The following is a 26,205-nucleotide window of genomic DNA, read 5'->3' as shown; positions in this document are numbered from 1 at the left end:
GCGCCAATGGCGCTTTTTTATTTAGTTTGAATTCAAATCCCGTATTTCCTGCATGCGTATTGTCTGATCGATTGGTATATTTTCAGGCATACCGATATAATATCCCTGCAGATAGTCGATACCATAGGATATCAGCGTTTTCATTTCTGCGTAGGTCTCCACGCCTTCGGCAATTATTTTGATGTTTTTCTGTTTCAAATAAGTGCTCAGGTTTTCAAAAAGCAGCTGTCTGTTTGGATCGGCGTCAATATCATGTATAATCGACATATCAATTTTAACATAATCCGGATTGATCAGAAGAAGTATCGAATCGCTGCTATAGCCTGTACCATAGTCATCAAGCGCAATCTGCGAATTCCATTTTTTGAATAGCTCCAGCTTTCTGGCGGTAAAGTTTTCATCGAGCCGTTCGGTTTCCATGATCTCAAAGACCACGTCGTCCAAAACCGAATGGAACTTTCGTTCGAATGCGCTGAGCGCATCTCCGCTCAGCATTTGGCTGGGAAGTGTGTTGATAAACAACTTGCGCTTATGGACTTTATCAGGAAAGTTTAAATATGATTTAAGCGCTTTGAACATCGTTAAATTCTCAATCTGGTACAAATGGGACTGCGCCTGCGCAATCCGTAAAACATCAGCAGGCGAGCGCAGGGTAGGAGGCTGGGGCCGCATCAGGGCCTCGTATGCAAAAATCTCTCCCGTACGTGCGTCTACGATAGGCTGGAAGGCATATGTAACAAGCTCGTTTTCAATCAACCGGTTCAGTTCTTCTTTACTGTGCAGCAGGAAAGAATCACGGCTGTACAGGCTCTTATCAAATTCGGCAATCTTGCCCTTTTCCGTATTTTTGACGGTGTACATTGCAAAATCGGCGTATTTAATCAATTCAGAATAATCCGTAGCGTCTGAAGGGAACCATGAGATACCAGCGGATGCACGTATTTTGATGCTGCCGGAATCCGGAAGATATAACGTGGCGGTATCCATTTTATTTTTGATCGGTTCAATGATTTGCCTGATTTCGTCTTTGGAATGGCATCCGTAAATAAACACGTAAAATTCATCGCCGGACATTCTGGCAACAATCGTATTTTTATTGGATGTAAACTGTTTCAGGATGTTTGCAGCTTTCTTGATATATTCATCACCGTAATCGTGTCCGTAGGTATCGTTGATATATTTGAGGTTATCGAGATCCCACATCATAAAAGCCGCGGTTTTTAGCTGCTCAGGCTTTTTAAATAAATCGTGGATAAGGGATTGGAAAGCGCGTCTGTTCAGCAGGTTGGTCAGAAGGTCGTAATCGCGTTCATATTCCAGCTTGCGTTTTTCAAGCATTTCCTGCGTAATATCTGTCAGTACGCCCATGCTGCGTGTTGTTTCGTTGCCCACTAACTTCAATCGAAGCCATACGCTATTACCGTTTTGACCAATAAGCCGGTAAACAGATTCATTTTCCTGTACATGGGGCTCCTTGAAAGAAGAAAATGTTTTTATCAGTTTTTGAAATTCATCACCGCTCATATGCGTGCGTTCTTCAAGTCCAAACTGGGAAAAGAAACGACCTGTTATAATTACCTGATCTGTAACCGCATTATATTCGTAAGCGCCGATTGCTATATTGGCAGCCTGTATGATCTGCGACAATTTGGATGCAGATTCTTCAATGTCGTTACTGAGAATTTCGACCGCATCAGCAAGACGGTCAATTTCCGCAATGTGCGTTTTTGCAAATTTGAGCGGCAACTCCGCACTGCTGCTCTGCAGGGTGTGAGCCAGCGATACGATAGGTTTCGTCAGCCTGCGCCCTGCAATCATAGCCGCGACCATACCAAACAAAATGGAAATCAAAGAAGAAATAATTGCCATCATCGTCACCTGGTATGAAGAGTCCAGCAAATATTTACTTTCAATCGCACCTAAAAGAACCCACTGATCTCCTTCAAACAATGTGTTGGAATTATACAAATGAATGGGCTGCATGCTTGTGTAAACAGTATCCGTAATCTTGCTTTTTTTCTGGAGCTGGTAAATATTTTCGTAAGAGTTGTCCTCAGCTAGCGGGGTAGTATCGGAAGTTCCAACCATCAGTTTTGCCATAGGGCCGCTGGTTGTGAGATTTTGAATATCCAATGATCCATTTTCAGAAATGCCAAGCAAATAAAATCCATTTTTATTAATATCTATTTCGTTATAGGGGAGGAGAGTGGAAATATAATCGGTAGAAACTCCCGTTCCCAGAACCCCAATAATGGTTCCATCCGACAGGCGCAAAGGAATGGTATAGGTAATAATAGGGCGCGCGGTATCAGCAGATACATCAAAAGGAGGAGACCAGTAAGCTAAGTCGCTGCTTCCCACCTCAGGATAATCTTGCGCCGCATTAAAAGGATTATAGTAAAAAGCAGAAGTAGAATCGGCAGGATCCAATGTAAATTTGGAATCCCAAGTACTGTCCAAAGAAATATTCAGCTTCTTTGTAATCGAAGCGGGAGCATTTTCTATCAGCAGGTCTGAATTATCCGCAGAATTCGTCGTAGGATCCGAATCCCTCAGGTAAAGGCCATATTTTACATTGTCATCGCGGTTGCCGTTCATAATAAGGAAAGCATCCGTTACAGAATTATCACGAAGCAATGAAATAATTTGTTCGGAAACAGAATCCAAAATTTGAATAGAGGCTTTATCGTCGATATCCTGTGCTGAAATATTATTGTCCGCCAAAAAGCTTTCGATCTGGTTCACAATAATGTCTTCATGGGGCTCAAGCGCCGACCAGTGCTGTATCATTTCGTTTTCCAGATCGTTTTTGCGGCTGATCGTACGCTCAGTCAGGATATCAAAGGAGTTGTCGTTTAAGTGGCGAATTGTTCCGCTGAATAAAAGAATACAGGCAAATAGGACGGTCTGAATCACCATGATGATCAAAATCGGCCCCATAAACTTTTTAATGATCGATTGCTCTTTTATTTTCACGGACATTCGCCGATCCCTCTATTATTTCTGTGTTTCTTCTAATTGTTTTTTCAGATCGGCCACCCATGCTGAAAAGTTTTCGTCATTGTCATATACCGCCACAGCTTCGCTTCGGCTTGTTCCTTCCGCCATAGCGGTAAGAACAGATTCACGGTCAGCCGCGGCTTTATCGGAAAGGGAATACTCCAGAATGTTTCTTGCGTCAAATCCGTTTTTGAATGCTTTATTTGTATAGAGCTGGTCATTTTGTACCTGACCAATCGAAACGAGCACGGATTCCTCCAATGACGTTGATATCTCGGCTGAATTTTCAAAGGACTTCTCAACAAGGGCAGTATCATTCGCCTCGTTTTTAACGGGGAGATAACCGGAGGTAACTGAAAAATCGATATTGCGCTGCGTATCGGTAAACCATTTTAAAAATTCTGCCGCCGCGTATTCTGTCTTTTCATCCGACTTCGTAACGACCATTCCCGCACCTTGCTGAATGCTGTAACGCTCCGCCCCTTCAAAGCAGGGGTTCTCAAGTACAACGCCTTCGATAGGATAACTTTCCGTATCGTTGATCGTCACTTCGCTTGGAAAATAGGTTGCGCCCGTTGTGGAGCATACCAAGGCAATCAGATCGCCGGTTTTCGCATCATCGGAACGGAATTTGCCAAATGCGCCGAAATAACCGTTTATATAAGGTACATAATAATTGTCCCATAACTTCCGCAGCGCCTTCTCGTCAAGGTTAAAGGTTACTTTTCCGTCGCTTGAGACATCAAAAAGTGTGATGCCCTGCTGCTTCATTCCGCTGATTAAATAATTCGCCATTACATCGCGGCCAAAAAAGGTTTTCCCATCATCCGCTTCTGGAGTAAGACTGTCGGTCCATTCGTAATACTTCCGGGCGGTTTCGGTAATCCCTTCGATGGTTGAAATATCTTCGTAGGTTGCGCCCGTCGCCTCCGCAAATTTGTCCCAATCGGTTTTATTGAGCATCATTACTTCCGTTGATTTTGCGGTTGGGAATATCTTCAGGGAATTTGACTGGTCAAAACGACCTTCTTCTATATATGAGGGAACATACTGCTCAAGCTCTTCCTGCGTGAAGTATGGATCGAGGTCTGCTACGACGCCAAGCTGGTCAAGTTCATATGCCGTATCGGCATAAGCGGCAAAGATGTCCGGGATATCGTCTGCGCCTACTTTTTTATTGGCTGCGTCGGATACCTTTGTAAGCAGGTCGCTCACGCTGCCCTGGTTAAAAGCTTCAACTACGATACCTTTTTCCTGGCCGATTGTTTCGTTGAATTCAGAAACCATATCATCAAAAGCAATCTTTTGCGGACCGTTATAATAATGCCAAACTTCTAAAGATACTGGATTTGACGAGTCTAGTTTCACGGCAGACTTATCCGTAGAACAGCCTGTTACGAGCATTACACAAACCGTAAGAAAGGCTGTAGCAATCCAAAGGACACGAGATTTTTTCATTTTGTTCCCCCAATAATATGAAATAGTAATACCTATCTTATCATATATTTCAATGTATGTGAAGCGTTTAGGCGAGAAGGGGAATATTTAAAAATTGAAATTAGGGTTTACAAAAATATATTCTTTATGATATGATATTAGACGAACAAAAGAGATTCAGTTTCCTGGGGTGTGCGTAACGCTTTGTGTTTTAAACCCACATTCTAAATTCGGGAATCAGATGTCTTTACAGCGGTGTGCAGGTCCGTTACGTGCGGAAAGCCTAAAGCTGTGAGCGGGATACCCACCTGCCGTGAGGCGGGTTTTAGAATCAAGGCGTACGGCACTTTGGGGCATATTTATAGAGATAGCGGAATTGTGTAATGGTAGCACAAACGACTCTGACTCGTTTAGTTAAGGTTCGAGCCCTTATTCCGCTGCCAGATTGGGATAAAGCTTGCTTTGTCCCTTTTTTATTATTTCATCGTTTTGAATGCCGCGGTGCATGTAATTCCAAGTGAGTTTATCGATTGAAGGCCATATAACACATCCCATTCCAAAAAATCTTCTGAAATTTGAGCGTTAATCTTCTCGTTTGCGTTTACTAATAGAAAACAGATAAATATTGAAAACAGGAGGATATCTCTATGAACAAACCGTATGAAATCGAATCGGTGCACGGAAGGGAAATCATTGATTCCAGAGGAAATCCTACGGTAGAAGCCGAGGTGATGCTCGCGTGCGGTGCAACAGGTACTGCCAGCGTGCCGTCGGGTGCATCCACAGGAATGTATGAGGCGCATGAATTGCGTGATGAAGATATGGATCGGTTTGGCGGAAAGGGTGTCCTTACGGCGGTTAAGAATATCGATGAAAAGATTTCCACTGCAATCCGTGGTATGGACGCGTCAAAGCAAATACTGCTTGACCAAACGCTGAACGAACTTGACGGAACGCCAAATAAGGCGGGCCTTGGCGCGAATGCAATTCTTGCAGTTTCGCTTGCAAATGCGCGGGCGGCTGCAAACGCGCAGCAGGTGCCGTTGTATCATTATCTTGGCGGAACGATGGCGCGCGTTTTACCCGTGCCGATGATGAATATCTTAAATGGTGGAAAACATGCGTCAAACAATATCGATGTACAGGAATTTATGATCGTGCCCCTAGGGGCGCCAAGCTTTCACGAGGCTCTTCGGTGGGGAGTTGAGGTCTATCATGCGCTCGGCTCGATTTTGAAGGGAAAGGGACTTTCTACCGCCGTGGGCGACGAAGGAGGCTTTGCACCTGATCTTGCCAGTGACGAGGAAGCCATTGAAACCATATTGGAAGCGATTCAGGCGGCAGGATATAAGACTGACGATATTGGTATCGCACTGGATGCCGCAAGCAGCGAATGGTATGCAGACGGTCAATATACGATGCTCAAAAAGCAACAACAGTTGAAGGAAGAAGAGCTGATCGCCCACTGGAAAAAATTGAGCGATAAATATCCGATCCTGTCGATTGAGGACGGTCTTTCAGACCGCGACTGGGAAGGATGGACGGAGATGACAAAACAAGTGCCCGTCCAGCTTGTGGGGGACGATCTGTTTGTCACCAATACCGAGCGGCTGCAAAAAGGAATTGAGACAGGCGCGGGTAATTCGATACTGATTAAAGTAAATCAGATTGGTACGCTTACGGAGACCTTCGAGGCGGTATATATGGCGGTAAATGCAGGATATACGGCAATTATTTCCCATCGTTCAGGCGAGACGGAAGATACGAGTATTGCAGATATTGCTGTGGCTACAGGCGCCGGGCAAATCAAAACAGGCGCTCCCAGTCGTACAGACCGCGTTGCAAAATACAACCGACTGCTTCGCATTGAAGAGGCCCTTGGAACAGCCGCCGTATATGCAGGGCGCGATGCTTTCAGGAAAAGAAAAAGCTTATAAACTGCATTGTTTATCAATCGCTTCAAAAAAGAACGCATACTGCGTTCTTTTTTTTCGGGACTTGGAGCAATAAAATCTTTGGGCCTAATATTGCTAAAAGAGTATATTTTTGATAGAATATAAAAGTTAAGTTTTAAGAATTTCAAGGAGGCACTCACAAATGTCTGCACTGATGGAAATAACGATTGGGGATTTATTGGAAAAACAAGCGGCGCAGTATCCGGATCATGATGCTGTTATCTCTCCTTATTTGGATGTTCGCTATACGTACAAGGAATTCAACGAGCTGACAGATCTGGTTGCGCGCGGATTCATGGGAATGGGGATCCAGAAGGGCGATAAAGTCTCAATTTGGGCGAGCAATTATCCGCAGTGGATCATCACTCAGTTTGCAACTGCCAAAATGGGGGCCGTTATGGTAACGGTCAACACAAATTATAAACAGTTTGAGCTTGAATATTTACTCAAGCAGAGCGATACCACAACGCTCATTATGATGGGCGGGGTAAAGGATAATTATTACGTCGACCATATCAACGGCCTTTGTCCGGAGCTTAAGGACAGCAAGCCCGGCGAGCTCGTTTCAGAGAAGCTTCCTTTCCTGAAAAATGTTATTTTTCTGGACGAGGAAAGGCATCCGGGTATGTTTTTGTGGGACGATATTTTTTCCTTTGCGGACCGCGTATCGCAGGGCGAGCTTGAAGCAAGAAAGAAGGAGCTCGACATCCACGATGTCATCAATATGCAGTATACGTCCGGAACAACCGGGTTCCCAAAGGGCGTTATGCTGACACACTATAATTTGGTTAATAACGGCATGGCAATCGGGGATTGTATGAAGTTTACGCACAAGGATATTTTGTGTATTCCGGTTCCGTTGTTCCATTGCTTTGGCTGTGTGCTTGGCGTAATGGCGTCTTATACCCATGCGGCGACAATGGTGCTGATCGACCACTTCAATCCGGTCAAGGTTATGAACGCGATTCAAATGGAAAAATGTACCGCAGTACACGGCGTGCCGACAATGTTTATTTCCATGCTGGATCATCCGGATTTTGATCAATATGATTTTTCTACGCTCAGGACAGGCATTATGGCGGGTTCGCCTTGCCCGATCGAATTTATGAAGCGCGCAATGAGCGATATGAATATGAGTGAAATTACGATTACTTATGGTCAGACGGAGGCTTCTCCCGCGATGACAATGACTACTACGGACGATCCGCTCGAGGTTCGCGTAGCGACTGTTGGAAAACAGATTCCGGGTGTGGAAGTCAAAATTGTGGATCCTGAAACAGGGGAAGACGCGCCCTTTGACGTACAGGGAGAGATCGTTGGCCGCGGTTATAATATCATGAAGGGCTATTACAAAATGCCTGAGGCGACGGCGCAGGCTGTCGATGAGGACGGCTGGCTGCATACGGGCGATCTTGGCACCATGGATCAGAACGGCTATTTTAAAATAACAGGCCGTCTAAAGGATATGATCATTCGTGGCGGGGAAAACATTTATCCGCGCGAGATTGAGGAATTCCTGTATACAAATGAAAAAGTACGCGATGTTCAGGTAATCGGCGTGCCGGATAAGCGATATGGCGAGGAAGTTCTTGCCTGCGTTATATTGAAAGAAGGGCAGGAAGCGACAGAGGAAGAAATGATCGAATTTGTCAAAAATGGCCTTTCAAGGTTCAAATCGCCACGTTATGTGCGCTTTGTAGACAGCTTTCCAATGACGGCAAGCGGGAAAATACAGAAGTATAAGATGCGTGAATGGGCGATCGAGGAACTCGACCTTAAAGATGCGGCTAAAATTGAAACCGCCTGAATAAAACTGGGGAAATGATGATATGAGTATGCCGGATAAAATAGCGATCCATAATTTATTTGGAGTAGAGGGACTGGATGTCGCGTGGTATGGAATTTTGATTGCGTGCGGCATTGTCCTTGGCGTTCTTGTTGCCATATACGAAGCAAAACGCAGGGGATATACTTCGGAGCTGCTGATCGATTTTATGATTTTGGCATTGCCACTGTCTATTGTTGGAGCGCGTATTTATTATGTGGCTTTTGAATGGGAATATTATTCGCAGCACCTCGATGAGATCGTTGCGGTCTGGAATGGTGGAATTGCGATTTATGGTGCGTTGATCGGCGGTATTATTGCGGCGGTCATTATTGCAAAATGGCGAAAATTTCCGCTCGGGAGGCTGCTTGATATATGTGCGCCGGGCCTGATTCTCGGTCAGGCGATCGGTCGGTGGGGAAATTTTGTCAATCAGGAGGCTTATGGCCTTGTGATCAACGATCCAAATTTGCAGTTTTTCCCATATGGCGTATTTGCACAGGCAGACGGGCAATGGCACCTTGCAACTTTTTTCTATGAAAGCATGTGGGACCTTGGCGTTTTGGCACTGCTGCTATGGTATTCGCGAAAGGCAAAGCACGATGGAAATGTATTTGCAATGTATTTGATCGGATATGGTATCGGAAGATTTTGGATCGAAGGGATCAGGATACAAACGCTCGAGCTCATGCCCGGCGTTCCCGTTTCCCAGTTCCTGTCTGCGGTTCTGGTTGCGATTGGCGTAATCTACCTGATTGTGATGCGTAAGCGTAATAAGCCAAATGCGCTTTATGAGGGACGGTACTGCAAAACAGAAAAAACAGAGCCTGAAGAGGCTTGATTTAGTGATAAAAAAAGCGGAAGATGATTCCGCTTTTCATTTTTTATACACAGCACCGGATGCCCTTGCGCGAGAAGGGATTTCGGATCATGAAGCAGGTCACAGCATCCGCGTGACTAAATATTTTAAACAAAATAAAATAGGTAGGTGTTATTCTTGAGAAATCTGACAATGCTGACCGATCTGTATCAGCTTACAATGATGTATGGGTACTACAAGGCCGGCAAACACAACGACACAGCGGTATATGATCTGTTTTTCAGACGGCAGGGGGATGAAACGAATTATGCAGTCTGTGCGGGACTGGAGCAGGTGATTGATTTGATCAACAATCTCCGGTTCGAAGAAGACGATATCAAATATCTTCGCTCCCTTGGCCTTTTTGACGAGGAATTCATGGATTACCTGCGGGAGCTTCGTTTTACCGGGGAAATTTATGCCATTCCGGAAGGAACAGTCGTTTTTCCAATGGAGCCGCTCGTAAGGGTTAGCGCGCCAATCAGCCAGGCACAGCTTATCGAAACGGCTTTGCTTAATATGGTGAATCACCAGACGCTGATTGCAACAAAGGCGAGCAGGGTTGTTTATGCCGCGCAAGGCGATGCGGTTCTGGAGTTTGGACTGCGCAGGGCACAGGGGCCTGATGCGGGAATTTACGGCGCACGGGCGGCCCTGATCGGTGGTTGCACGTCAACTTCAAACGTCCTGACAGCGCAGATGTTCGGCGCTACGGCTGCTGGAACGCATGCCCATAGCTGGGTTATGAGCTTCCCGGACGAGCTGACGGCGTTCCGGGCCTATGCACAAACATTTCCATCTGGCTGTATGCTTCTCGTGGACACCTATGATACGCTGAAAAGCGGCATTCCCAATGCGATCACCGTATTTAAAGAGCTGCGGGAAAAGGGTTATGAGCCCGTGGGAATCAGGCTGGATTCCGGCGACCTGGCGTACCTTTCCAAGCGTGCGCGTAAAATGCTGGATGATGCAGGTTTTCAAAATGCAAGGATATTTGCATCGAGCGACCTTGACGAATATACGATTGCCGATTTGAAACAGCAGGGCGCTAAAATTGATGTATGGGGCGTTGGAACAAGGTTAATCACGGGCCATGACCATCCTGCGCTTGGAGGAGTATATAAGCTGAGCGCAAATATTGTGGATGGCGAAATGATTCCAAAGCTTAAAATCAGTGAAAATGTCTGGAAAATCACAAATCCGGGTATCAAGAAAATAAAACGAATTTACAGCAAAGCTGACGGCATGGCGATTGCGGACCTTATCATGCTGGAATCCGAGGAGATCGATGCAAATCTGCCCCTTACGATATTCGATCCGATTGAAACATGGAAGAAGATGACAATCGTTGATTATGAGCTGCGCGACCTGCTGGTTCCTGTTTTTGTGGATGGCAAGCAGGTTTATGAATCTCCCTGTCTGAAGGATATCCAGGAATATGCACGTAAGGATATGGCGACCTTCTGGGATGAATTCAGGCGCATCAAGCGTCCGCATCTTTATAAGGTGGATCTGTCGGATGGCCTTTACAACCTGAAAAAGAAGCTTCTGAACGAGAAAAAATAGAAGAATCAACAGCGTTTGGATTGGAAATCAAAATAGAATATGTTATAGTAGGTAAAACGGCATTCGTTTTCATATTAAGGAAAGAAATACGGGTGCCGTTTTGTTTTTAACGGATTTATCCATTGAAGATAAGATATGCGTTTTATCTTGAATATCTATTCATTTTTAGTGTATAATAAGTAAAATAAATGTTTTGGATGAGAGGTGCCCATGCTGAAATTCGGCCTTTATACAAATGCAGATAAGGATCCGGACCTGCTTGCGACCAAAGAAGTGATACGTATCTTTGAAGAAGAGGGCTGTGAAATTTGTTACGACGATGAAACCGCCGGGCTTCTTGACATTTCTGAATATACGGACGCTTCCGAAGCAGATGTGCTTTTCATATTGGGCGGAGACGGCACAATTCTTCGTGCGGCGCGAAAATATGTTTCCTTTGGTACGGCGCTTGTAGGAATCAATATCGGTCATTTGGGTTTTATGAGCGAGATCAATCTGCCTGATGTGAGAATGATGATCCGCTGCATCAAGGCGGGGGATTACGTATTTGACGAGCGAATGATGATGCAGGCAAAAATCACAGGGAAGGACCGTTCCTTTATTGCGCTCAACGATTTTATCATCACAAAGGAAAACCGAACCCGCATGGTGCGCGTAGACCTGTATGTGAACGGAAATCTTGCGGAGCTTTATAATGGAGACGGCCTCGTGATAGCAAGCCCTACAGGTTCTACGGCATATTCCCTGTCGGCGGGCGGCCCGATTATTGCGCCAAACGTGAATTGTTTCTTGATTACGCCGCTTTGCTCCCATTCGCTTTATGCACGCAGTATTGTAACGCGGTATAGCGATACGATCATGGTAAAGCCCCATGAGGGGGAGTCGGACGTCACGCTTTCGGCAGATGGGCAGGAAACGTATTTCCTGACGGATCAGGATGAGGTCACGATTCAAAAGTCGCAGTTGAAAGCGCGTTTTTTGCGAATCACAAACGATCACTTTTTCCCGCAGCTCAAGGACAAACTTGCGCAGTGGAGCATCACAAAAAAATAGGAGCAAATTCATGAAATCCAAAAGACAAAATAAAATTTTAGATCTCATTGAAAACAATGAAGTGGAAACACAGGAGGAGCTTGTAACGCTTTTGAACAAGGCTGATTACAGGGTGACGCAGGCGACGATCTCGCGTGATATCAAGGAGTTGCACCTCATTAAGGTACAGTCCTCCTCCGGAGCGTATAAATATGCAGTCAATAAAAAGAATAAAGCGAACGATATGGATATCATGATGCGTATTTTCAAGGATACTGTTATGTCGGTGGACAGCGCGGGAAACCTTGTAGTGATCAAGACGCTTTCAGGCAGCGCGAATGCTGCGGCAGAAGTGGTGGACAGTCTCCATTACAGCGGCGTGATGGGAACCCTTGCCGGCGATAATACGATTTTTGTAGCGACCGTATCAGAGCAGGCGGCGGAAGAAATAGCAGAACGTTTTATTAAAATGGTTAATAAGTAGGAGAAAGCAGTAAAGCATGATACACAGCCTGACAGTGAGAAACATCGCGCTGATCGATGAACTGAATATTGAATTTTCAGGTGGGCTTAATGTCCTTTCCGGCGAAACAGGCGCGGGAAAGTCTATTGTTGTGGATTCCATGAATTTGTTGCTTGGGGAACGCGCAGACCGCGAATTGATCCGTTCCGGGCAGGAAAGGGCGCATGTAGAAGCTGTGCTTTCTATCGAACCGGCTGCTTTTGAACGTTTTTTTGAAGAAAACGGTCTGGAACCGGACGAAGAATTGATTCTGTCGCGCGATCTGTCATCCAGCGGGAAAAATATATGCCGTATCAACGGCACGGTCGTGACTTTGGCGACGCTGAAAGAGCTGACCGATCAAATCATAGACCTTCACGGACAGCACGAGCATCAGTCCTTGCTTTACGCGAAAAACCATCTTGCTTTTGTTGATAATTATTCCAAAAAACAGACGGAGCCGATAAAAGCAAAAATTGCGGATTTATACGCACAGTTAAAGGGCTTTGAGGCACAACTGAAAGCCACTGGCGGGGATGAAAAAGAGCGGATGCGCACGATTGACCTTTTATCATTCCAGATTGGAGAGATTACCAAAGCTGAACTGAGCGCGGGGGAACGCGACGCATTAAAGGAAGAACGCGAAAAGCTGAGTAATGCACAGTCTATCGTACAGGCGCTCAATATGGGATATATGCAATTATACCTTGGCGGGGAAGACGGTGGCAGCGCGCTTTCCCTCGTGCAAAGCGCGATTACCGGCTTAGAGCAGATAGCCTCCTATGACGGGCAGTATCAAAAGACGCTTGAACGGCTGCGCGAAGCGGCTTATGAGATGGAAGAATGCGCCCATGACATGAGAAGCTATTCAGAAAATGTTTTATTTGACGAGCAGAGGCAGACAGAGATAGAAGAGCGGATCGAGCAGATCAATACGCTTATGCGGAAATATGGGGGTACGGAAGAAGAAGTTCTTGCGTACTGCGCGGATGCACAGGAACAGCTTGAACGGCTGCAAAATGCGGAGCAGCTCGCGGCAAAGCTGACTGTGGACATAAAATTGATTCAGGAAAAGCTGTATGCCGAATATATTAAATTATCCGCGGAACGAAAAAAGGCGGCGCAAAAGCTGTCAAAAAATATACTTGCCGAGTTGAATGATCTTGGAATGGAGAACGCGAAATTCGAAGCGCGTTTTGCGGAACTTCCCGCTCTGGAGAATACCGTTTTTTCAGGCGGCGGGATCGATGAAATGGAGTTTTATATTTCAACCAACATGGGAGAACCCTTAAAGCCGCTTTCGAAAACTGCTTCGGGTGGTGAAATATCGCGCATTATGCTTGCGTTTAAAAATATATCTGCGGGTATTGATGATATATCGACCTTGATTTTTGATGAGATCGATACCGGAATCAGCGGAAAAATGGCGCTTGTTGTTTCAGAGAAAATGGCGTCAATCGCGAGGTCGCGTCAGGTGATTTGCGTTACCCATCTTCCCCAGATTGCGGCAATGGCAGATACGAACTTTTTGATTTCAAAGAGTTCAAAGGGGAATACGACGAATACTATGGTAAGAAAGCTCAATAGAGATGAAACCGTGCAGGAAGTTGCGCGTCTCTCAGGGGGTGTCGAGACGGAAAGCTCCAGGAAATATGCGGCGGAATTGATTGAGAATGCCGAGCAATTAAAAAATGCGTTTTAAACGGGCGGAGGATTGCGTTGACAAGATTCAGGCGCACATTAATAGTTGAGCAAAGTAATGAATATGTCAATCAGGTCCGGGATATACTACAGGATGTTTCGGATTCGTTTTATGGTACGACAAGCGGAGAAGAAGCCTTTGAACTCTATGACAGATATCATCCTGATCTGGTTCTTGTCGAGGCGATTTTACCAGGATACGACGGTTTTGCGCTGATGGAGCACATGCTTGCCGATAAGGATGTTGTAAAACTGGTTCTTACCTCCCTGAGTCAGGAGCTGATCATCAAAAAGGCGTTTGAGCTTGAAGCCAATTATATCTTTGTAAAACCATATGTAAAAAAGATATTTGTCGATCGACTGCTTGATGCGGCGGATTTGCATACGTACAACAGGTCGCTTAGCCTTCTGGACGGCGACCAGCTTTTGAGTGCGCGGATTTCAGTGGTACTGAAACGCCTTGGAGTTCCCGCCAATATTCAGGGCTATAAGCTTTTGAAGGGTGCGCTTTTGCTTGTATGCCGAAATCAGCAGAGTATTCGTCCGCTCAATAAAAACATATACCGTCCGCTGGCGCTGAAATATGGTTCCACTGAAAAATGTGTGGAACGCAATATCAGGCATGCGATTGAAACGGCTGCGGACAGGGGTGATCCGGATGCTTTTATCGAATACTTCGGCTATACGATCAGCGCAGAAAAGGGTAAGCCGACCAACGGAGAGTTTATTGCCGCATTGGCGGAAAAAATATTATTACAGTTTGAATCTGGAAAGGAAACAGAATGAGAGAGAGACTTACGATAGCAAAGAATTATATTGAATCCAAAACGGATTTTAAGCCGGAAGTTGTTATTGTTTTAGGTTCGGGGCTTGGCGATTATGGCGATACGGTTGATGAAGTCGTCGCAGAGTTCTGTTACGCAGATATCCCGGGCTTTCCGGTATCAACCGCACCGGGGCACGCCGGAAAGCTGACCTTCGGATGTAAAGAAGGGAAGAAGATTGCTCTTTTATCCGGACGTTTTCATTGCTATGAGGGCTATACCGCGTCAGAAACAGTCGTACCGCTGCGCACGCTTTTAATGCTTGGCGCAAAATATGTATTGCTGACCAACGCGGCTGGAGGCGTCAATCTGGATTTTTCCGCAGGAGATTTGATGGTTATCACAGACCATATCAATTTTTCTGCGAACAACGCGCTTACAGGACCGAATATCGACGAGCTTGGGCCGCGCTTTCCTGATATGTCCTTTGCTTATTCCGGAGAGCTGAACGATCTGCTTGACGAGGTGGCAGCGGAGGAAAAGATCGACTTGCAGCATGGCGTATATGGATACATGGTAGGGCCGTCTTACGAAACACCGGCAGAAATCCGTGCGCTCAGGGTGCTTGGCGCTGACGCGGTTGGAATGTCTACGGTGCATGAGGTAGTGGCTGCATCCCATGCCGGCGTAAAAACCGTTGCAATTTCCTGTATCAGTAACCTTGCGGCAGGCGTTGCAAAGCATGCGCTTACAATGGAAGAGGTCATGGAGGCGGGCAAAATGGTCGCATCGAAAATGCGCGCTCTCGTTGATGGTTTCCTGAGAAAATTAGGTAGCGCAAAACTTTGATTATCATCGTAGAATATGTTAGAATTTACTAATACGTCTTTCATGGCGATGTGATTGTGGTTTCTCAAATGGATGTGAAAGCAACTGTTGTGTGGAACTGCTATGCAGCATACATTCTAATGTGCGTACCGTGCACTGGCATTTGTTTATATGCTGTAAATTATGAAAATATGAGGTTTGTCAGATGATTTTTAGCAATTTTGCAAATCCAAACTATTGGATGGCGCTTTTGTATAGTATTCCGGCAGTGTTGCTGGCGCTTTCGATTCACGAGTATGCGCATGCGTACGCCGCTTATAAGTGCGGCGATTCAACTGCGCGCAACCTTGGAAGGATGACGCTTGATCCGGTGAAACATCTTGATCCGGTCGGGCTTATTTGCCTTCTGTTGTTCCGGTTTGGCTGGGCGAAACCCGTGCCGATCAATTCACGTAATTTTAAGCATCCAAAGAGGGATAACATCATTGTATCGCTTTCGGGTATTATTGCTAACTTTATCACCTCGTTTATTGTCGCGGCGATTCTCTTTATCAGTATGGCGCTTGGATTTATCAACGAGATATACATTCATATTATGGTGCCGATCATGGTTCTCAGCATTACGCTTGGTATTTTCAACCTGATCCCCATTCCGCCGCTTGACGGGTTTCAGTTCCTGAGCAGCTTCCTGCCGTATAAAGCGACAAAGGTATTGAATGTGCTTTACCGCTATGGGTTTATTATCCTTTTGATTTTGATTATAACTGGCTTTACAGGCTGGCTTCTGGGAAGCTTCACGATCTGGCTGATCAATGTCTATGATTCTTTCTTCAGCCTGTTTGTACCTCAAATGAAAGGAATGCTTCTGGGTTCGTATGTGTTCGCATATTCCGCTTTTTAAGCTTGCCCGGTTTGAAGGGCCGCTGGATTTGCTGCTGCACCTTGTCAGCAAGGCGAAGATAGACCTGCAGGACATTTTTGTTTCGGAGATTACGGAGCAATATCTTTCCTATATGGAAGAAATCAAAGAGCTTGATATGGATCGCGCCAGTGAATTTTTGAATATGGCGGCAACGCTGCTATACATCAAATCACGTTCGCTTCTGCCTGCGCGGCGCGAAGAAACGGAAGATGAGAATTTTGTTGATCCAGAAACAGAGCTCATAGAACGCCTGCGCGCATACAAACTTTACAAGGAAGCAAGCGAAAGGCTTGCCCGGATGGAAAGCGGTGCAAGCGGCGTTTATTATAAGCTGCCGGAAGAGATTATCGACGCCGATCAGGAGATCGTTATTGAAGGTACAGATACGGACGCACTCTATCTTGCTTTCCTGTCGGTTCTGAAAAACAGGAAAAAAGAACCGGTTCAATACCGTAATGTTGAAATCAGGCAGGATATGTTCAGCATCAGGGTACAGAAGAAAAAAATTCTGGAGCGTCTGCAACGTGAAAAAAAGATATCCTTTTTTTCACTGTTTGAGGAAAAGGCCACTCATATGGAGATAGCGGTTACCTTTATCGCCCTTCTTGAGTTATGGCACATCAGCAAGCTGATGATCAACCAGAGGGCAGCTTTTGGGGATATTATTCTGGAGCAGCAAAACGGAGGGATGGCAGATTGAACAAAAACAAAATATGCGGAGCGGTTATGGCTACGCTTTTTGTGGCGGGCGACGCAGTTGAAACTTCTGTATTTGCACAGCTTTTTGATATGGATGACGATGAACTTGACGTGATCCTGCAGGAAATCATCGAAGAAAAGAAAAACAGGGAGGAAGGGCTTCTCTTAACGCGAATTGGAGACAAGCTGCAATTATGCACAAATCCGGTGTATGGAGGCTATATTAAAGACCTGCTTGCTCCGGATGAGCATACGTCTCTTTCTACCTCTGTTTTGGAAACGCTCAGCATTATAGCCTATAAGCAGCCGGTCACGCGGGCGGAGATTGATGAAATAAGGGGCGTACGCTCAAATTATGCAATCTCTACATTGAGGGAAAAAGGGCTTATCGAAGTGATCGGACGAAAGGATGTGCTTGGCAGGCCGTCGCTTTTCGCAACGACGGATGAATTTTTAAGACACTTTGGAATTGCATCGCTTGAGGAGTTGCCGAAAATTGATTTTGAAGCGTTGGAGGAATCCTCACAGGCCGATGAAGACAGCTTTTAAATACCATAGGAGTGCCGAAACAAATTGGGTTCGCGCTCCTGTTTTTGTATGATAGTATCGGGTTAACATAAGATAAATAAGGAGAACGGATGAGATTACAAAAGTTTTTAGCGAACGCGGGGATTGCTTCCAGGAGAAAAGCGGAAGAACTGATTGCCGCGGGCAGGGTAGAAGTCAACGGACAAACTGTCAGGGAAATGGGATTTCTTGTCGATCCGGAAAAAGACGAAGTAAAGTATATGAACCGCGTTGTAAGGCCGGAAAAGAATAAAATCTATCTGATGCTGAATAAACCGGCAGGATGCGTTTCTACCTGTCATGATGAAAATGGCAGGAAAACTGTGATGCAATATGTAAAGGATGTGAAGGAACGCCTCTATCCGGTTGGACGGCTTGACTTTACGACCGAAGGCCTGCTTTTGATGACCAATGACGGATCGCTTACGAATGCCCTTACACACCCAAAGCATAACGTACAAAAAAAGTACCTTGCCGTCATTGATGCGGAAATTACGGAAGAAGAGCTTGAAAAACTATCCAAAGGAGTGGTTCTGGACGACGGCTATAAAACGGCGCCGTGCGTCATGAAACTTTTGAGCAGCTCCGGATCGAGGAGCGAAGTCCTTTGCGTTATTACGGAAGGGAAAAACAGGCAGGTGCGGCGGATGTTTGCGGCGATTGAAAAAAACGTATGCTATCTGAAGCGCGTCGCGGTAGGAGATATCAAGCTTGGGAACCTGAAAAAGGGTTCCTACCGGATGCTGACAAAAGAAGAAGTTGCGTACTTGAAAAAATTTGTCCTTTGATCATTTTTTTGCAGGGATACGAAGGGGAAATATTGAATTGTTAAAATAGAGGGTAGTTTTTTGTTCAAACAAATACATTATTAATATGGAGGTAACGTAATGGGCAAACTGGAAGAGCTCAGAGAAAAGAATTTGGATGCTCTTGCCGGCGGTGGGCAACAGAAGGTTCAGGCTCAGCATGAAGCGGGTAAGAAAACAGCCCGCGAAAGAGTGGAGCGATTGCTCGATGCGGGCAGTTTCATCGAGATTGAAAAATTTGTAAAGCGAACCTTCTCCACTCCCGGTTTTGAAGCCGCAAGCGCGACGGGCGAGGGCGTGGTATGCGGTTATGGGACGATAGACGAAAGACCTGTTTTTCTATATGCACAGGATTACACAGTCCTTTCGGGTTCGTTATCTGCTGCACATGCCGCAAAAATCCTGAAGGTTATGGATATGGCGGCAAAGAATGGCGTCCCTGTTATTGGCGTTTTAGATTCCGGCGGAGCGAGAATATCGGAGGGAATTGCTGCGGTGGAAAGTACAGCCGCTATATTAAACAAACTGACGGAGCTTTCGGGCGTCATTCCAACGATTACAGTTGTTGCAGGCCCTTGCATTGGAACGGCGGCATATATTGCTGCGCTTTCTGATTTTACGCTTATGGTGGAGGGAATTTCCGCGGTTGCTCTGCACGGTCCGCAGATTTACGGCTCTGCGCTTGGAAAAAACATTCAGGCGACGCAAGAATTTGGAGCACGCAATCATAATGAAAATACAGGCATTTCGCAGTTCTTATGTGCAAACGAAGAGGAATGTGCTGATACGGTTAAAACACTTCTGTCCTTCCTTCCATCCAATAATCTTGACGAAGCGCCTTATGGGCTTGATACGGACGATTTAAACCGTCAACTTCCTTTTACAGGGGAAGAAGGCTACGATGCAAAAGCTGTTATTTCAGCGATTGCCGATCATGGAATCATTCTGGAAAGCGGCGCATACTTTGCGCCCGGCGTAATCACAGCATTTGGCAGACTGGGGGGGAATGTCTGCGGCTTTGTGGCGAATGCGGATCAGGAGATGACCTGCAATGCAGCCAAAAAAGCGGCGCGGTTCATAGGATTGCTGGATGCGTTTAATATTCCGGTCATAACGCTCGCAAACTGTAACGGCTCGGGCGTAAATATTGAATGGGAACAAAAGGCATTGATTCCGAATGCGGCGCGCCTCATTGGCGCATATGCACAGGCGGGTATTCCGAAGCTGACAGTCGTAACGGGAAAAGCAGTCGGCGACGGTTTCGCGATGATGTGTCCGAAGGCCCTTGGCGCCGATATGGTGTATGCGTGGCCAACCGCTGAGATTTCATCCATGCCTGCGGAAGCGGGCGCCCTTATCCTATATGAAGATGAAATCAGCAAGGCGCAGGACGGCGTTGCTGCAAAGCAGCAAATGAAGGAACGGTATATTGAAGAGTATGCAAATCCATGGCAGGCGGCGGAGCAGGGCGTAGTAGACGATGTGATCGAACCGGCCCATACGCGGCAGATCCTTGTGTCGGCCCTGGAAATGACAATCTCAAAGCGTGAAAACAAGCTGCCGAAAAAGCACGGCGTGCTTCCGCTGTAAGAGAGGTGGGGCTTTATGAACAGTGGTCTTGATTTATCACAGGAACTGGCGATCGGCGGGCAGTCTATCGCGCTCGGACTATTGGTTGTCTTTGTATGTCTGGCTCTTATTATTGCCGTTATAACGGTTCTTTCTATTGTTTTGAAGGATCGGAAAAAGCCTGCGGAAGAATCCAGAGTTGAAAAGGCGGTTTCGGAACCACTGCCACAGTCGCCCGTCCTGCAGGTGCAGGATGACGAACTGCTTGCAGTGCTTACGGCAGCAGTCGCAGCGGCAATGGAGAGCGAACAGGCGTCAACACCATTTGTGATCAGATCCTATAGGAGAACAAATGGCCCTTCTGCATGGAATAAAGCAGGCAGAGACTCACAGATCACAAACTGGTAAAATTTTCGGAGGTAATCAAATATGCGTAGATTTGTAATTAATGTAAATGGAAATACTTATAATGTGGATGTGGAAGAAGTAACAGCTTCGCAGGCAACTCTACAGGAAACGCCAACACCCGCACCAGCGGCTCCGGCTGCCCCTGTTCAACAGGCGGCGCCAACACCCGCACCGGCACCTGCAGCAGCAGCGCCTGCCGCCGCTCCGGCAGGAGGCACACAGGTAAGCGCTCCAATGCCCGGTACAATCCTAAGCGTTAATGTAACAGTCGGCCAGAAGGTTGCGGAAGGCGACGTGCTTATGATTCTGGAAGCAATGAAAATGGAGAACGAGATTATGGCGCCCCATGCGGGAACCGTGACGGCAGTATCTGTAGCAAAAGGAGCAAGTGTAGAAACAGGAAGCCTTCTTGTGGTAATTGGTTAAATATGACTTATTCTCATAAAGGAGGTTGATTGATTTTGGGTAATTTTGGCGAAACACTGGTCAATTTTGTACAGACTACAGGTTTTTTTAATGGTACGAATTGGCAGCAGTGGGTTATGATAGGTATAGCGTGCGTACTGCTATACCTCGCGATCGTAAAGAAATTCGAGCCGCTTTTGCTGCTTCCGATTGCGTTTGGTATGCTGCTCACAAATCTGCCGATGGCGGAAATGTACCACACAGCACTTTTTGAGGGCGGCCATGTAGACTGGCAAAACTTCCAGTCAACGGCTGGTTTGCTCGACTACTTATACCTGGGGGTAAAGCTTGGAATCTATCCGCCGCTTATTTTCCTTGGCGTTGGAGCGATGACGGATTTTGGTCCGCTGATCGCAAATCCCAAAAGCTTACTGATGGGTGCGGCAGCGCAGCTTGGCATTTTTTTGGCGCTGATTCTTGCGTTGCTCGTTGGCTTTGCGCCGAACATTGCGGCTTCGATCGGTATTATTGGAGGTGCGGACGGACCAACGGCGATTTATGTCACGTCCAAGCTTGCACCAGAATATTTAGGCCCGATTGCGGTCGCGGCCTATACGTACATGGCTTTGGTTCCGGTTATACAACCGCCGATCATGAAGCTGTGTACGACAAAAGAAGAACGCTCGATCAAGATGGAGCAGCTTCGTCACGTATCGAAAAAGGAAAAAATCATTTTCCCGATTGCCGTAACGATTTTTGTATCGCTTTTGGTTCCGGCCGCAGCCCCGCTTGTGGGTATGCTCATGCTGGGTAACCTGATGCGGGAATCCGGAGTGGTAGACAGGCTTTCCAACACCGCGCAGAATGAACTGATGAATATCGTAACGATATTCCTCGGCGTATCCGTAGGCGCAACAACGCAGGGCGCTACGTTCCTGTCGCCGGATACTCTCCTGATTATCGCCCTGGGCGTTATTGCCTTTGGCTTTGGTACGTTTGGAGGCGTGATGCTTGGAAAACTGATGTGTAAATTATCAGGCGGAAAGATCAACCCGCTCATTGGATCTGCGGGCGTATCGGCGGTGCCGATGGCCGCACGTGTATCGCAAAAGGTCGGACAGGCTGAAAATCCATCCAACTTCCTGTTGATGCACGCGATGGGTCCAAATGTTGCCGGGGTTATTGGCAGTGCGGTAGCGGCAGGTGTGCTGCTTTCGCTGTTCGCCTAATGAAGGAGGAATAGTATGGCAAAAGTAAATATTATGGATACCATCATGAGGGACGCGCACCAGTCGCAGGCTGCGACGCGTATGACGACGGAAGAAATGCTTCCGATTGCTCCTCTAATGGACAGTATAGGATACTGGTCGATTGAATGTTGGGGCGGCGCTACCTTTGACGCGTGCCTGCGCTTTTTAAACGAGGATCCGTGGGAACGGCTGCGCAAATTAAGAAAAGCAATGCCAAACACCAAGCTTCAGATGCTCCTGCGCGGGCAAAACCTGCTTGGATATAAGCATTACGCGGATGATGTAGTCGACTTTTTCGTGAAAAAGGCATGTGAAAACGGGATTGACGTGATTCGTATTTTTGACGCGCTCAACGATACAAGAAACCTGAGACAGTCGATCGAAAGCACAAACCGTTATGGCGGATGGCCTGAGGTTGCGCTTTCGTATACTACAAGCCCGGTGCATACGTTCGATTATTTTATCGAGCTGGCGCAGGAACTTGAAGGAATGGGCGCTAAATCGATCTGCATCAAAGATATGGCAAACCTGCTGCTTCCGTATGAGGCGTATAACCTTGTCAGCGCATTAAAAAAACATATCAAGGTTCCTATTCACCTGCACACGCATAACACAAGCGGTGTTGGCGATATGACATATCTGAAGGCAATCGAAGCAGGTGTGGATATCGTGGATACAGCATTGTCTCCGCTTGGAAACGGAACGTCGCAGCCTGCGACTGAGTCGCTTGTGGCGACGCTCGCCGGTACAGAATATGATACAGGGCTCGATCTTGGCAAGCTGACAGAAGCGGCGAAGTATTTTACAAAAGTTGCGGATCGTCTCAAAGCAGACGGATTCCTTGATCCCAAAGTATTGGGGATCGATATTAATACGCTCCTTTATCAGGTTCCGGGCGGTATGCTTTCCAACCTGATCAGCCAGCTGAAGCAATCTGGCGCAGAGGATAAACTTATGGATGTTTTGGCCGAGGTTCCGCGTGTTCGCGAAGACTTTGGTTATCCGCCTCTCGTTACGCCTTCCAGCCAGATCGTAGGTACGCAGGCGGTGCTCAATGTCCTTGCGGGTGAGAGATACAAGATGGTCACCAAGGAATCCAAGGCAATGCTGCGCGGGGAATATGGAAGGTTGCCCGCTCTGGTCAATGAAGAGGTACGTAAAAAGTGTATTGGAGACGACGAGGTTATCACAGTACGCCCGGCAGACCTTCTTCCGCCTGAAATGGACAAATACAGGGAAGAAGTCAAGGGATGGATGGAGCAGGAGGAAGATATCGTAACCTATGCGATGTTCCCGCAGGTCGCCCCCAAATTCTTTGAATTCCGGCGTGCACACCAATACAAACTGGATTCGGAAATGCTTGATAAAGAGAACATGATACATCCGGTTTAAAACGAATAAAAATAATCACTAAAAATAAAAACGTATGAAAATGGCTTTACAAAGCGGTTTTTATACGTTTTTTCATTTATTCTTAAAAGAAATGAAAAAAATGGAAAGAAGATTTTACAAAAAATGACCTAATATTCCAAGACCATGCAAAGTTACTTTACTATACTTTTATTAACGATTAAACTATCTATTAAACCAATCGTTAATCTTTCAATTAAGCTTTCAAAATAAAATTTAAATACCTGAATGTAAAACAAGATATTGCGGGGCGTGTTATGCGGTACCAAAAGATTAACAGCCAGAAAATGAAAGAGATAAACATCGAAAATGTTTTAAGCATCGTGCGTAAGTATGGTGTTATTTCCCGCAAGGATCTGGTAAAAAAAACGGAACTCACAACCGGAACGATTACAAACCTGATTACGGAGCTGCTTGAAAGAGGGCTGATTCAGGAAATCGGCAGTGGGGAATCGGCTGGGGGAAGAAAGCCGATTTTACTGCAGCTTAATCCAAATGCCGGTTATGCGATTGGCGTTGAGCTCAATACATCGCAAATCATATGTGTTATGAGCGATTTCCAGGGGAACGTTATCGATAAAATATATATGGACGCAGAAGTCCAGCGAGGTAAGGATTTTACAATCGACAAAATGGTGCTCATCATTGAGAGCATGATTTTAAAACATAATATCAAAAAACAAGACGTAATCGGAATTGGCCTTGCCGTTCCGGGCCCCTGTAACCATATCCAGGGAACAATGGTAAACCCGCCAAATCTTCCCGGATGGATCAATGTACCGATCAGGGATATCATTGCGGGCCGGACCGGGATTAAGACCTTCTTTGAAAAAGAGACGCCAGCAGCCGCGCTCGGTGAATACTGGTTTGGTAAAAGTAACGGTTATAAACGAATCTTCCAGACAAACGTGTATGGTGTTGGTATTGGCGGTGGAATGGTAATCGAAGGGAAAATCTTTCATGGCTATAATAATGGAAGTATGGAGATCGGACATACGACAGTTCAAATTGGCGGGCAGCCTTGTTCCTGCGGTGGCGCCGGATGCCTGGAGGCTCAGGCAGATGGAGCGGCGGCGGTACGATACGTGCGCGAAGCGCTTGCAAAGAATGAAAAAAGCATACTCAGCCTCGATCAGGAAATTACGTTCCAGGATGTTTCAAGCAGTGCAAAAAAAGGTGATGAAGTATGTGTGCAGGCCATTGATAAATGCGCTTATTACTTAAGCGTAGCGCTTGGAAATATTATTGGGCTATTGAGCCCAAACGTCATTTTTTTTGGCGGTGATTTTATGGAGAGCAGTGATCTTTTGTTCTATAAAACTGTCAAATACATCAATCAAAAGCCTTATCCGACTCATGTGAAGGATGTAAAGAAACTTCGCTCCTCATTTGGAACAGACGCAGGGGCGATTGGTGGGATAGCAGCAGTGTTTACAGGTATGACATCAATAGAGTAACAAACAATTTGCAGGGGGAAATTGGGTAATGAATTCAAGGCAAAGAATACAGGCTGTACTAAACGGCCAGACTCCGGATAAACTGCCGATCGATTTTGGCGGCATGCGTTCCACCGGTATCCAGGCAATCGCGTATGCGGAATTATTAAAATATTTAGGATTTAAAGACGAGAAGGTTCTTGTTTATGATATTTTTCAACAACTTGCGGAACCAAGCGAAAAGATCGTCGATTATATGGGGGGCGATGTGCTCCAGGTGCACAAACGGTGCCCGGCATTCGGAATCTCCATTGAGGAATATAAAGAATCCAAACTAATGAGCGGGGCTACAGGATATTTTCCCAAAGATTTTAATCCTGTTACAAATGAAAATGGTGACATTGACATACTTACCCCGGATGGAAAAGGCGTCATAGCACGTATGCCCAAAGGCGGATTGTATTTCGACCTGATTGACAGGAAATATGAGAATGCACATACCATTGAGGAGATAGACGCACTGCCCACAGAAGGCCTTGAAGATGTGGATATCGATTATATGGAAAACAGTGCAAAAAAGCTTTATGAGACGACGGATAAAGCGCTTTTGATGGAATTTGGCGGAAATGTTTTTGAAGCCGGCCAATCTGATTTTGGATATGAGAATTTTTATGTAAACATAGCGATAGAGCAGGATTTGATGCACCACTATTTTGAACGGATCACGGACAGGTATATCGAAGATCTCAAAAAATTGATGCCGCGTGTTCATCAGTATATCGACATCATACAATTTGGCGACGACCTCGGAACGCAGATCGCTCCGCAGATTTCTCCTGAAATGTACGTGGAAATGATCAAACCATACCATAAAAAGCTGTATCAGTTTATCCAAAAAAATTATCCTGATGTCAAGGTCTTCCTGCATAGCTGCGGAGCAATTTACAACCTGATTCCGGAGTTGATCGATGCGGGCGTACAGATATTGAATCCCGTGCAGATATCGGCCGAGGGGATGAGTCCGGAGAAGCTGAAAAAAGAATATGGGAAAGACCTCGTATTCTGGGGAGGCGGTTCCAATATGCAAAACACGGTTCCGAATTCCGACGTCGATACGATCCGGCAGGAGGTCAAACACCTGATTGACATTTTTGCAAAAGACGGGGGATATGTATTCAATCAGGTTCATAATATTCAAGCGGATGTTCCACCAGAAAAAGTGGTCGCGATTTACGAAGCGGCGAAGGAAAACAGAGAGTAATTC

Annotated in this window: 23 protein-coding genes, 1 tRNA gene and 1 other RNA gene; 23 read left to right on the top strand and 2 right to left on the bottom strand. The window is 46.1% G+C overall.

Features of this window, described 5'->3' with window-relative positions; translation table 11 throughout:
• Positions 1 to 21: 21 nt before the first annotated feature.
• Entirely contained in the window at positions 22 to 2,982 is a 2,961-nt protein-coding gene (locus tag CHK_RS12430) for an EAL domain-containing protein (RefSeq protein WP_046444394.1), read from the bottom strand.
• Positions 2,983 to 2,997: 15 nt separating this feature from the next.
• Positions 2,998 to 4,458, bottom strand: a complete 1,461-nt coding sequence (locus tag CHK_RS12425; RefSeq protein ID WP_046444393.1) for an extracellular solute-binding protein — start codon at positions 4,456 to 4,458, stop codon at positions 2,998 to 3,000.
• Between the two features lie 158 nt (positions 4,459 to 4,616).
• On the opposite strand from CHK_RS12425, the gene ssrS reads away from it, so the two are divergent.
• The 23 genes from ssrS to CHK_RS12320 all read left to right on the top strand — a co-directional run bounded on the left by ssrS (position 4,617) and on the right by CHK_RS12320 (position 26,202).
• Positions 4,617 to 4,796: non-coding RNA, 6S RNA (gene ssrS / locus CHK_RS16210), on the top strand.
• A 10-nt stretch (positions 4,797 to 4,806) separates the two neighbouring features.
• Positions 4,807 to 4,880 (top strand) — tRNA-Gln (locus CHK_RS12420).
• Positions 4,881 to 5,084: 204 nt separating this feature from the next.
• Positions 5,085 to 6,374: a phosphopyruvate hydratase gene (gene eno, locus CHK_RS12415; protein WP_046444392.1), complete on the top strand. Its 1,290-nt coding sequence runs from the start codon at positions 5,085 to 5,087 to the stop codon at positions 6,372 to 6,374.
• Between the two features lie 160 nt (positions 6,375 to 6,534).
• Positions 6,535 to 8,199, top strand: coding sequence for an AMP-binding protein (locus CHK_RS12410; RefSeq protein ID WP_046444391.1), 1,665 nt, complete (start codon positions 6,535 to 6,537; stop codon positions 8,197 to 8,199).
• Between the two features lie 22 nt (positions 8,200 to 8,221).
• Positions 8,222 to 9,058, top strand: coding sequence for a prolipoprotein diacylglyceryl transferase (gene lgt / locus CHK_RS12405; protein ID WP_235811579.1), 837 nt, complete (start codon positions 8,222 to 8,224; stop codon positions 9,056 to 9,058).
• Positions 9,009 to 9,218, top strand: coding sequence for a hypothetical protein (locus tag CHK_RS16680; protein WP_160295659.1), 210 nt, complete (start codon positions 9,009 to 9,011; stop codon positions 9,216 to 9,218). The genes lgt and CHK_RS16680 overlap by 50 nt, the downstream gene beginning before the upstream one ends.
• Before the next feature lie 11 nt (positions 9,219 to 9,229).
• Positions 9,230 to 10,642, top strand: a complete 1,413-nt coding sequence (locus CHK_RS12400; protein ID WP_046444390.1) for a nicotinate phosphoribosyltransferase — start codon at positions 9,230 to 9,232, stop codon at positions 10,640 to 10,642.
• Between the two features lie 210 nt (positions 10,643 to 10,852).
• Positions 10,853 to 11,695, top strand: a complete 843-nt coding sequence (locus tag CHK_RS12395; protein ID WP_046444389.1) for an NAD(+)/NADH kinase — start codon at positions 10,853 to 10,855, stop codon at positions 11,693 to 11,695.
• A 10-nt stretch (positions 11,696 to 11,705) separates the two neighbouring features.
• A complete protein-coding gene (locus CHK_RS12390; protein ID WP_046444388.1) occupies positions 11,706 to 12,158 on the top strand; it encodes an arginine repressor in 453 nt (150 codons plus the stop codon).
• Positions 12,159 to 12,174: 16 nt separating this feature from the next.
• Complete coding sequence (gene recN, locus CHK_RS12385; protein WP_046444387.1) at positions 12,175 to 13,878, top strand: DNA repair protein RecN; 1,704 nt, start codon at positions 12,175 to 12,177, stop codon at positions 13,876 to 13,878.
• Positions 13,879 to 13,895: 17 nt separating this feature from the next.
• Complete coding sequence (locus CHK_RS12380) at positions 13,896 to 14,663, top strand: sporulation initiation factor Spo0A C-terminal domain-containing protein (protein ID WP_046444386.1); 768 nt, start codon at positions 13,896 to 13,898, stop codon at positions 14,661 to 14,663.
• Positions 14,660 to 15,490 carry a purine-nucleoside phosphorylase gene (locus CHK_RS12375; protein ID WP_046444385.1) on the top strand — a complete coding sequence of 277 codons (831 nt, stop codon included), beginning with the start codon at positions 14,660 to 14,662 and terminating at the stop codon, positions 15,488 to 15,490. The genes CHK_RS12380 and CHK_RS12375 overlap by 4 nt, the downstream gene beginning before the upstream one ends.
• Positions 15,491 to 15,674: 184 nt before the next feature.
• Positions 15,675 to 16,370 (top strand): site-2 protease family protein, encoded by a 696-nt coding sequence (locus tag CHK_RS12370; protein ID WP_052740570.1) that lies wholly within the window; start codon positions 15,675 to 15,677, stop codon positions 16,368 to 16,370.
• Positions 16,345 to 17,091: a segregation and condensation protein A gene (locus tag CHK_RS12365; protein ID WP_046444384.1), complete on the top strand. Its 747-nt coding sequence runs from the start codon at positions 16,345 to 16,347 to the stop codon at positions 17,089 to 17,091. The genes CHK_RS12370 and CHK_RS12365 overlap by 26 nt, the downstream gene beginning before the upstream one ends.
• Positions 17,088 to 17,639 carry an SMC-Scp complex subunit ScpB gene (scpB, locus tag CHK_RS12360; RefSeq protein WP_046444383.1) on the top strand — a complete coding sequence of 184 codons (552 nt, stop codon included), beginning with the start codon at positions 17,088 to 17,090 and terminating at the stop codon, positions 17,637 to 17,639. The genes CHK_RS12365 and scpB overlap by 4 nt, the downstream gene beginning before the upstream one ends.
• Positions 17,640 to 17,728: 89 nt before the next feature.
• Entirely contained in the window at positions 17,729 to 18,445 is a 717-nt protein-coding gene (locus CHK_RS12355; protein ID WP_046444382.1) for a pseudouridine synthase, read from the top strand.
• A 99-nt stretch (positions 18,446 to 18,544) separates the two neighbouring features.
• Positions 18,545 to 20,053 carry an acyl-CoA carboxylase subunit beta gene (locus tag CHK_RS12350; RefSeq protein ID WP_046444381.1) on the top strand — a complete coding sequence of 503 codons (1,509 nt, stop codon included), beginning with the start codon at positions 18,545 to 18,547 and terminating at the stop codon, positions 20,051 to 20,053.
• A 15-nt stretch (positions 20,054 to 20,068) separates the two neighbouring features.
• Positions 20,069 to 20,440, top strand: a complete 372-nt coding sequence (locus tag CHK_RS12345) for an OadG family protein (protein WP_046444380.1) — start codon at positions 20,069 to 20,071, stop codon at positions 20,438 to 20,440.
• Between the two features lie 21 nt (positions 20,441 to 20,461).
• Positions 20,462 to 20,866, top strand: a complete 405-nt coding sequence (locus CHK_RS12340) for a biotin/lipoyl-containing protein (RefSeq protein WP_046444379.1) — start codon at positions 20,462 to 20,464, stop codon at positions 20,864 to 20,866.
• 32 nt (positions 20,867 to 20,898) lie between these two features.
• On the top strand, positions 20,899 to 22,074 hold the full coding sequence (locus CHK_RS12335) for a sodium ion-translocating decarboxylase subunit beta (RefSeq protein ID WP_046444432.1): 1,176 nt from the start codon (positions 20,899 to 20,901) through the stop codon (positions 22,072 to 22,074).
• 15 nt (positions 22,075 to 22,089) lie between these two features.
• On the top strand, positions 22,090 to 23,487 hold the full coding sequence (locus tag CHK_RS12330; protein WP_046444378.1) for an oxaloacetate decarboxylase subunit alpha: 1,398 nt from the start codon (positions 22,090 to 22,092) through the stop codon (positions 23,485 to 23,487).
• Between the two features lie 305 nt (positions 23,488 to 23,792).
• The gene (locus CHK_RS12325) at positions 23,793 to 24,962 is read left to right on the top strand and encodes an ROK family transcriptional regulator (protein WP_160295658.1); all 1,170 of its coding nucleotides are present in this window, start codon (positions 23,793 to 23,795) and stop codon (positions 24,960 to 24,962) included.
• A gap of 28 nt (positions 24,963 to 24,990) precedes the next feature.
• Positions 24,991 to 26,202, top strand: a complete 1,212-nt coding sequence (locus CHK_RS12320) for a uroporphyrinogen decarboxylase family protein (protein ID WP_046444376.1) — start codon at positions 24,991 to 24,993, stop codon at positions 26,200 to 26,202.
• Positions 26,203 to 26,205: the final 3 nt, after the last annotated feature.

This window comes from Christensenella hongkongensis (assembly GCF_000981035.1).
GTDB classification, from domain to species: Bacteria; Bacillota; Clostridia; order Christensenellales; family Christensenellaceae; genus Christensenella; species Christensenella hongkongensis.
The sequence above is the reverse complement of the archived record's forward strand: the minus strand, read 5'-3'. Positions and strand labels throughout refer to the sequence as shown.

Coding starts and splice junctions, on each gene's coding strand:
- CHK_RS12330 (WP_046444378.1), top strand. CDS start 22,090: ATGGCAAAAGTAAATATTATGGATACCATCATGAGGGACGCGCACCAG.
- CHK_RS12325 (WP_160295658.1), top strand. CDS start 23,793: ATGAAAGAGATAAACATCGAAAATGTTTTAAGCATCGTGCGTAAGTAT.
- CHK_RS12340 (WP_046444379.1), top strand. CDS start 20,462: ATGCGTAGATTTGTAATTAATGTAAATGGAAATACTTATAATGTGGAT.
- CHK_RS12345 (WP_046444380.1), top strand. CDS start 20,069: ATGAACAGTGGTCTTGATTTATCACAGGAACTGGCGATCGGCGGGCAG.
- CHK_RS12395 (WP_046444389.1), top strand. CDS start 10,853: ATGCTGAAATTCGGCCTTTATACAAATGCAGATAAGGATCCGGACCTG.
- CHK_RS12350 (WP_046444381.1), top strand. CDS start 18,545: ATGGGCAAACTGGAAGAGCTCAGAGAAAAGAATTTGGATGCTCTTGCC.
- CHK_RS12320 (WP_046444376.1), top strand. CDS start 24,991: ATGAATTCAAGGCAAAGAATACAGGCTGTACTAAACGGCCAGACTCCG.
- CHK_RS12355 (WP_046444382.1), top strand. CDS start 17,729: ATGAGATTACAAAAGTTTTTAGCGAACGCGGGGATTGCTTCCAGGAGA.
- CHK_RS12430 (WP_046444394.1), bottom strand. CDS start 2,982: ATGTCCGTGAAAATAAAAGAGCAATCGATCATTAAAAAGTTTATGGGG.
- CHK_RS12390 (WP_046444388.1), top strand. CDS start 11,706: ATGAAATCCAAAAGACAAAATAAAATTTTAGATCTCATTGAAAACAAT.
- CHK_RS12425 (WP_046444393.1), bottom strand. CDS start 4,458: ATGAAAAAATCTCGTGTCCTTTGGATTGCTACAGCCTTTCTTACGGTT.
- CHK_RS16680 (WP_160295659.1), top strand. CDS start 9,009: ATGAGGGACGGTACTGCAAAACAGAAAAAACAGAGCCTGAAGAGGCTT.
- CHK_RS12370 (WP_052740570.1), top strand. CDS start 15,675: ATGATTTTTAGCAATTTTGCAAATCCAAACTATTGGATGGCGCTTTTG.
- lgt (WP_235811579.1), top strand. CDS start 8,222: ATGAGTATGCCGGATAAAATAGCGATCCATAATTTATTTGGAGTAGAG.
- CHK_RS12375 (WP_046444385.1), top strand. CDS start 14,660: ATGAGAGAGAGACTTACGATAGCAAAGAATTATATTGAATCCAAAACG.
- CHK_RS12400 (WP_046444390.1), top strand. CDS start 9,230: ATGCTGACCGATCTGTATCAGCTTACAATGATGTATGGGTACTACAAG.
- CHK_RS12365 (WP_046444384.1), top strand. CDS start 16,345: ATGTGTTCGCATATTCCGCTTTTTAAGCTTGCCCGGTTTGAAGGGCCG.
- eno (WP_046444392.1), top strand. CDS start 5,085: ATGAACAAACCGTATGAAATCGAATCGGTGCACGGAAGGGAAATCATT.
- recN (WP_046444387.1), top strand. CDS start 12,175: ATGATACACAGCCTGACAGTGAGAAACATCGCGCTGATCGATGAACTG.
- CHK_RS12410 (WP_046444391.1), top strand. CDS start 6,535: ATGTCTGCACTGATGGAAATAACGATTGGGGATTTATTGGAAAAACAA.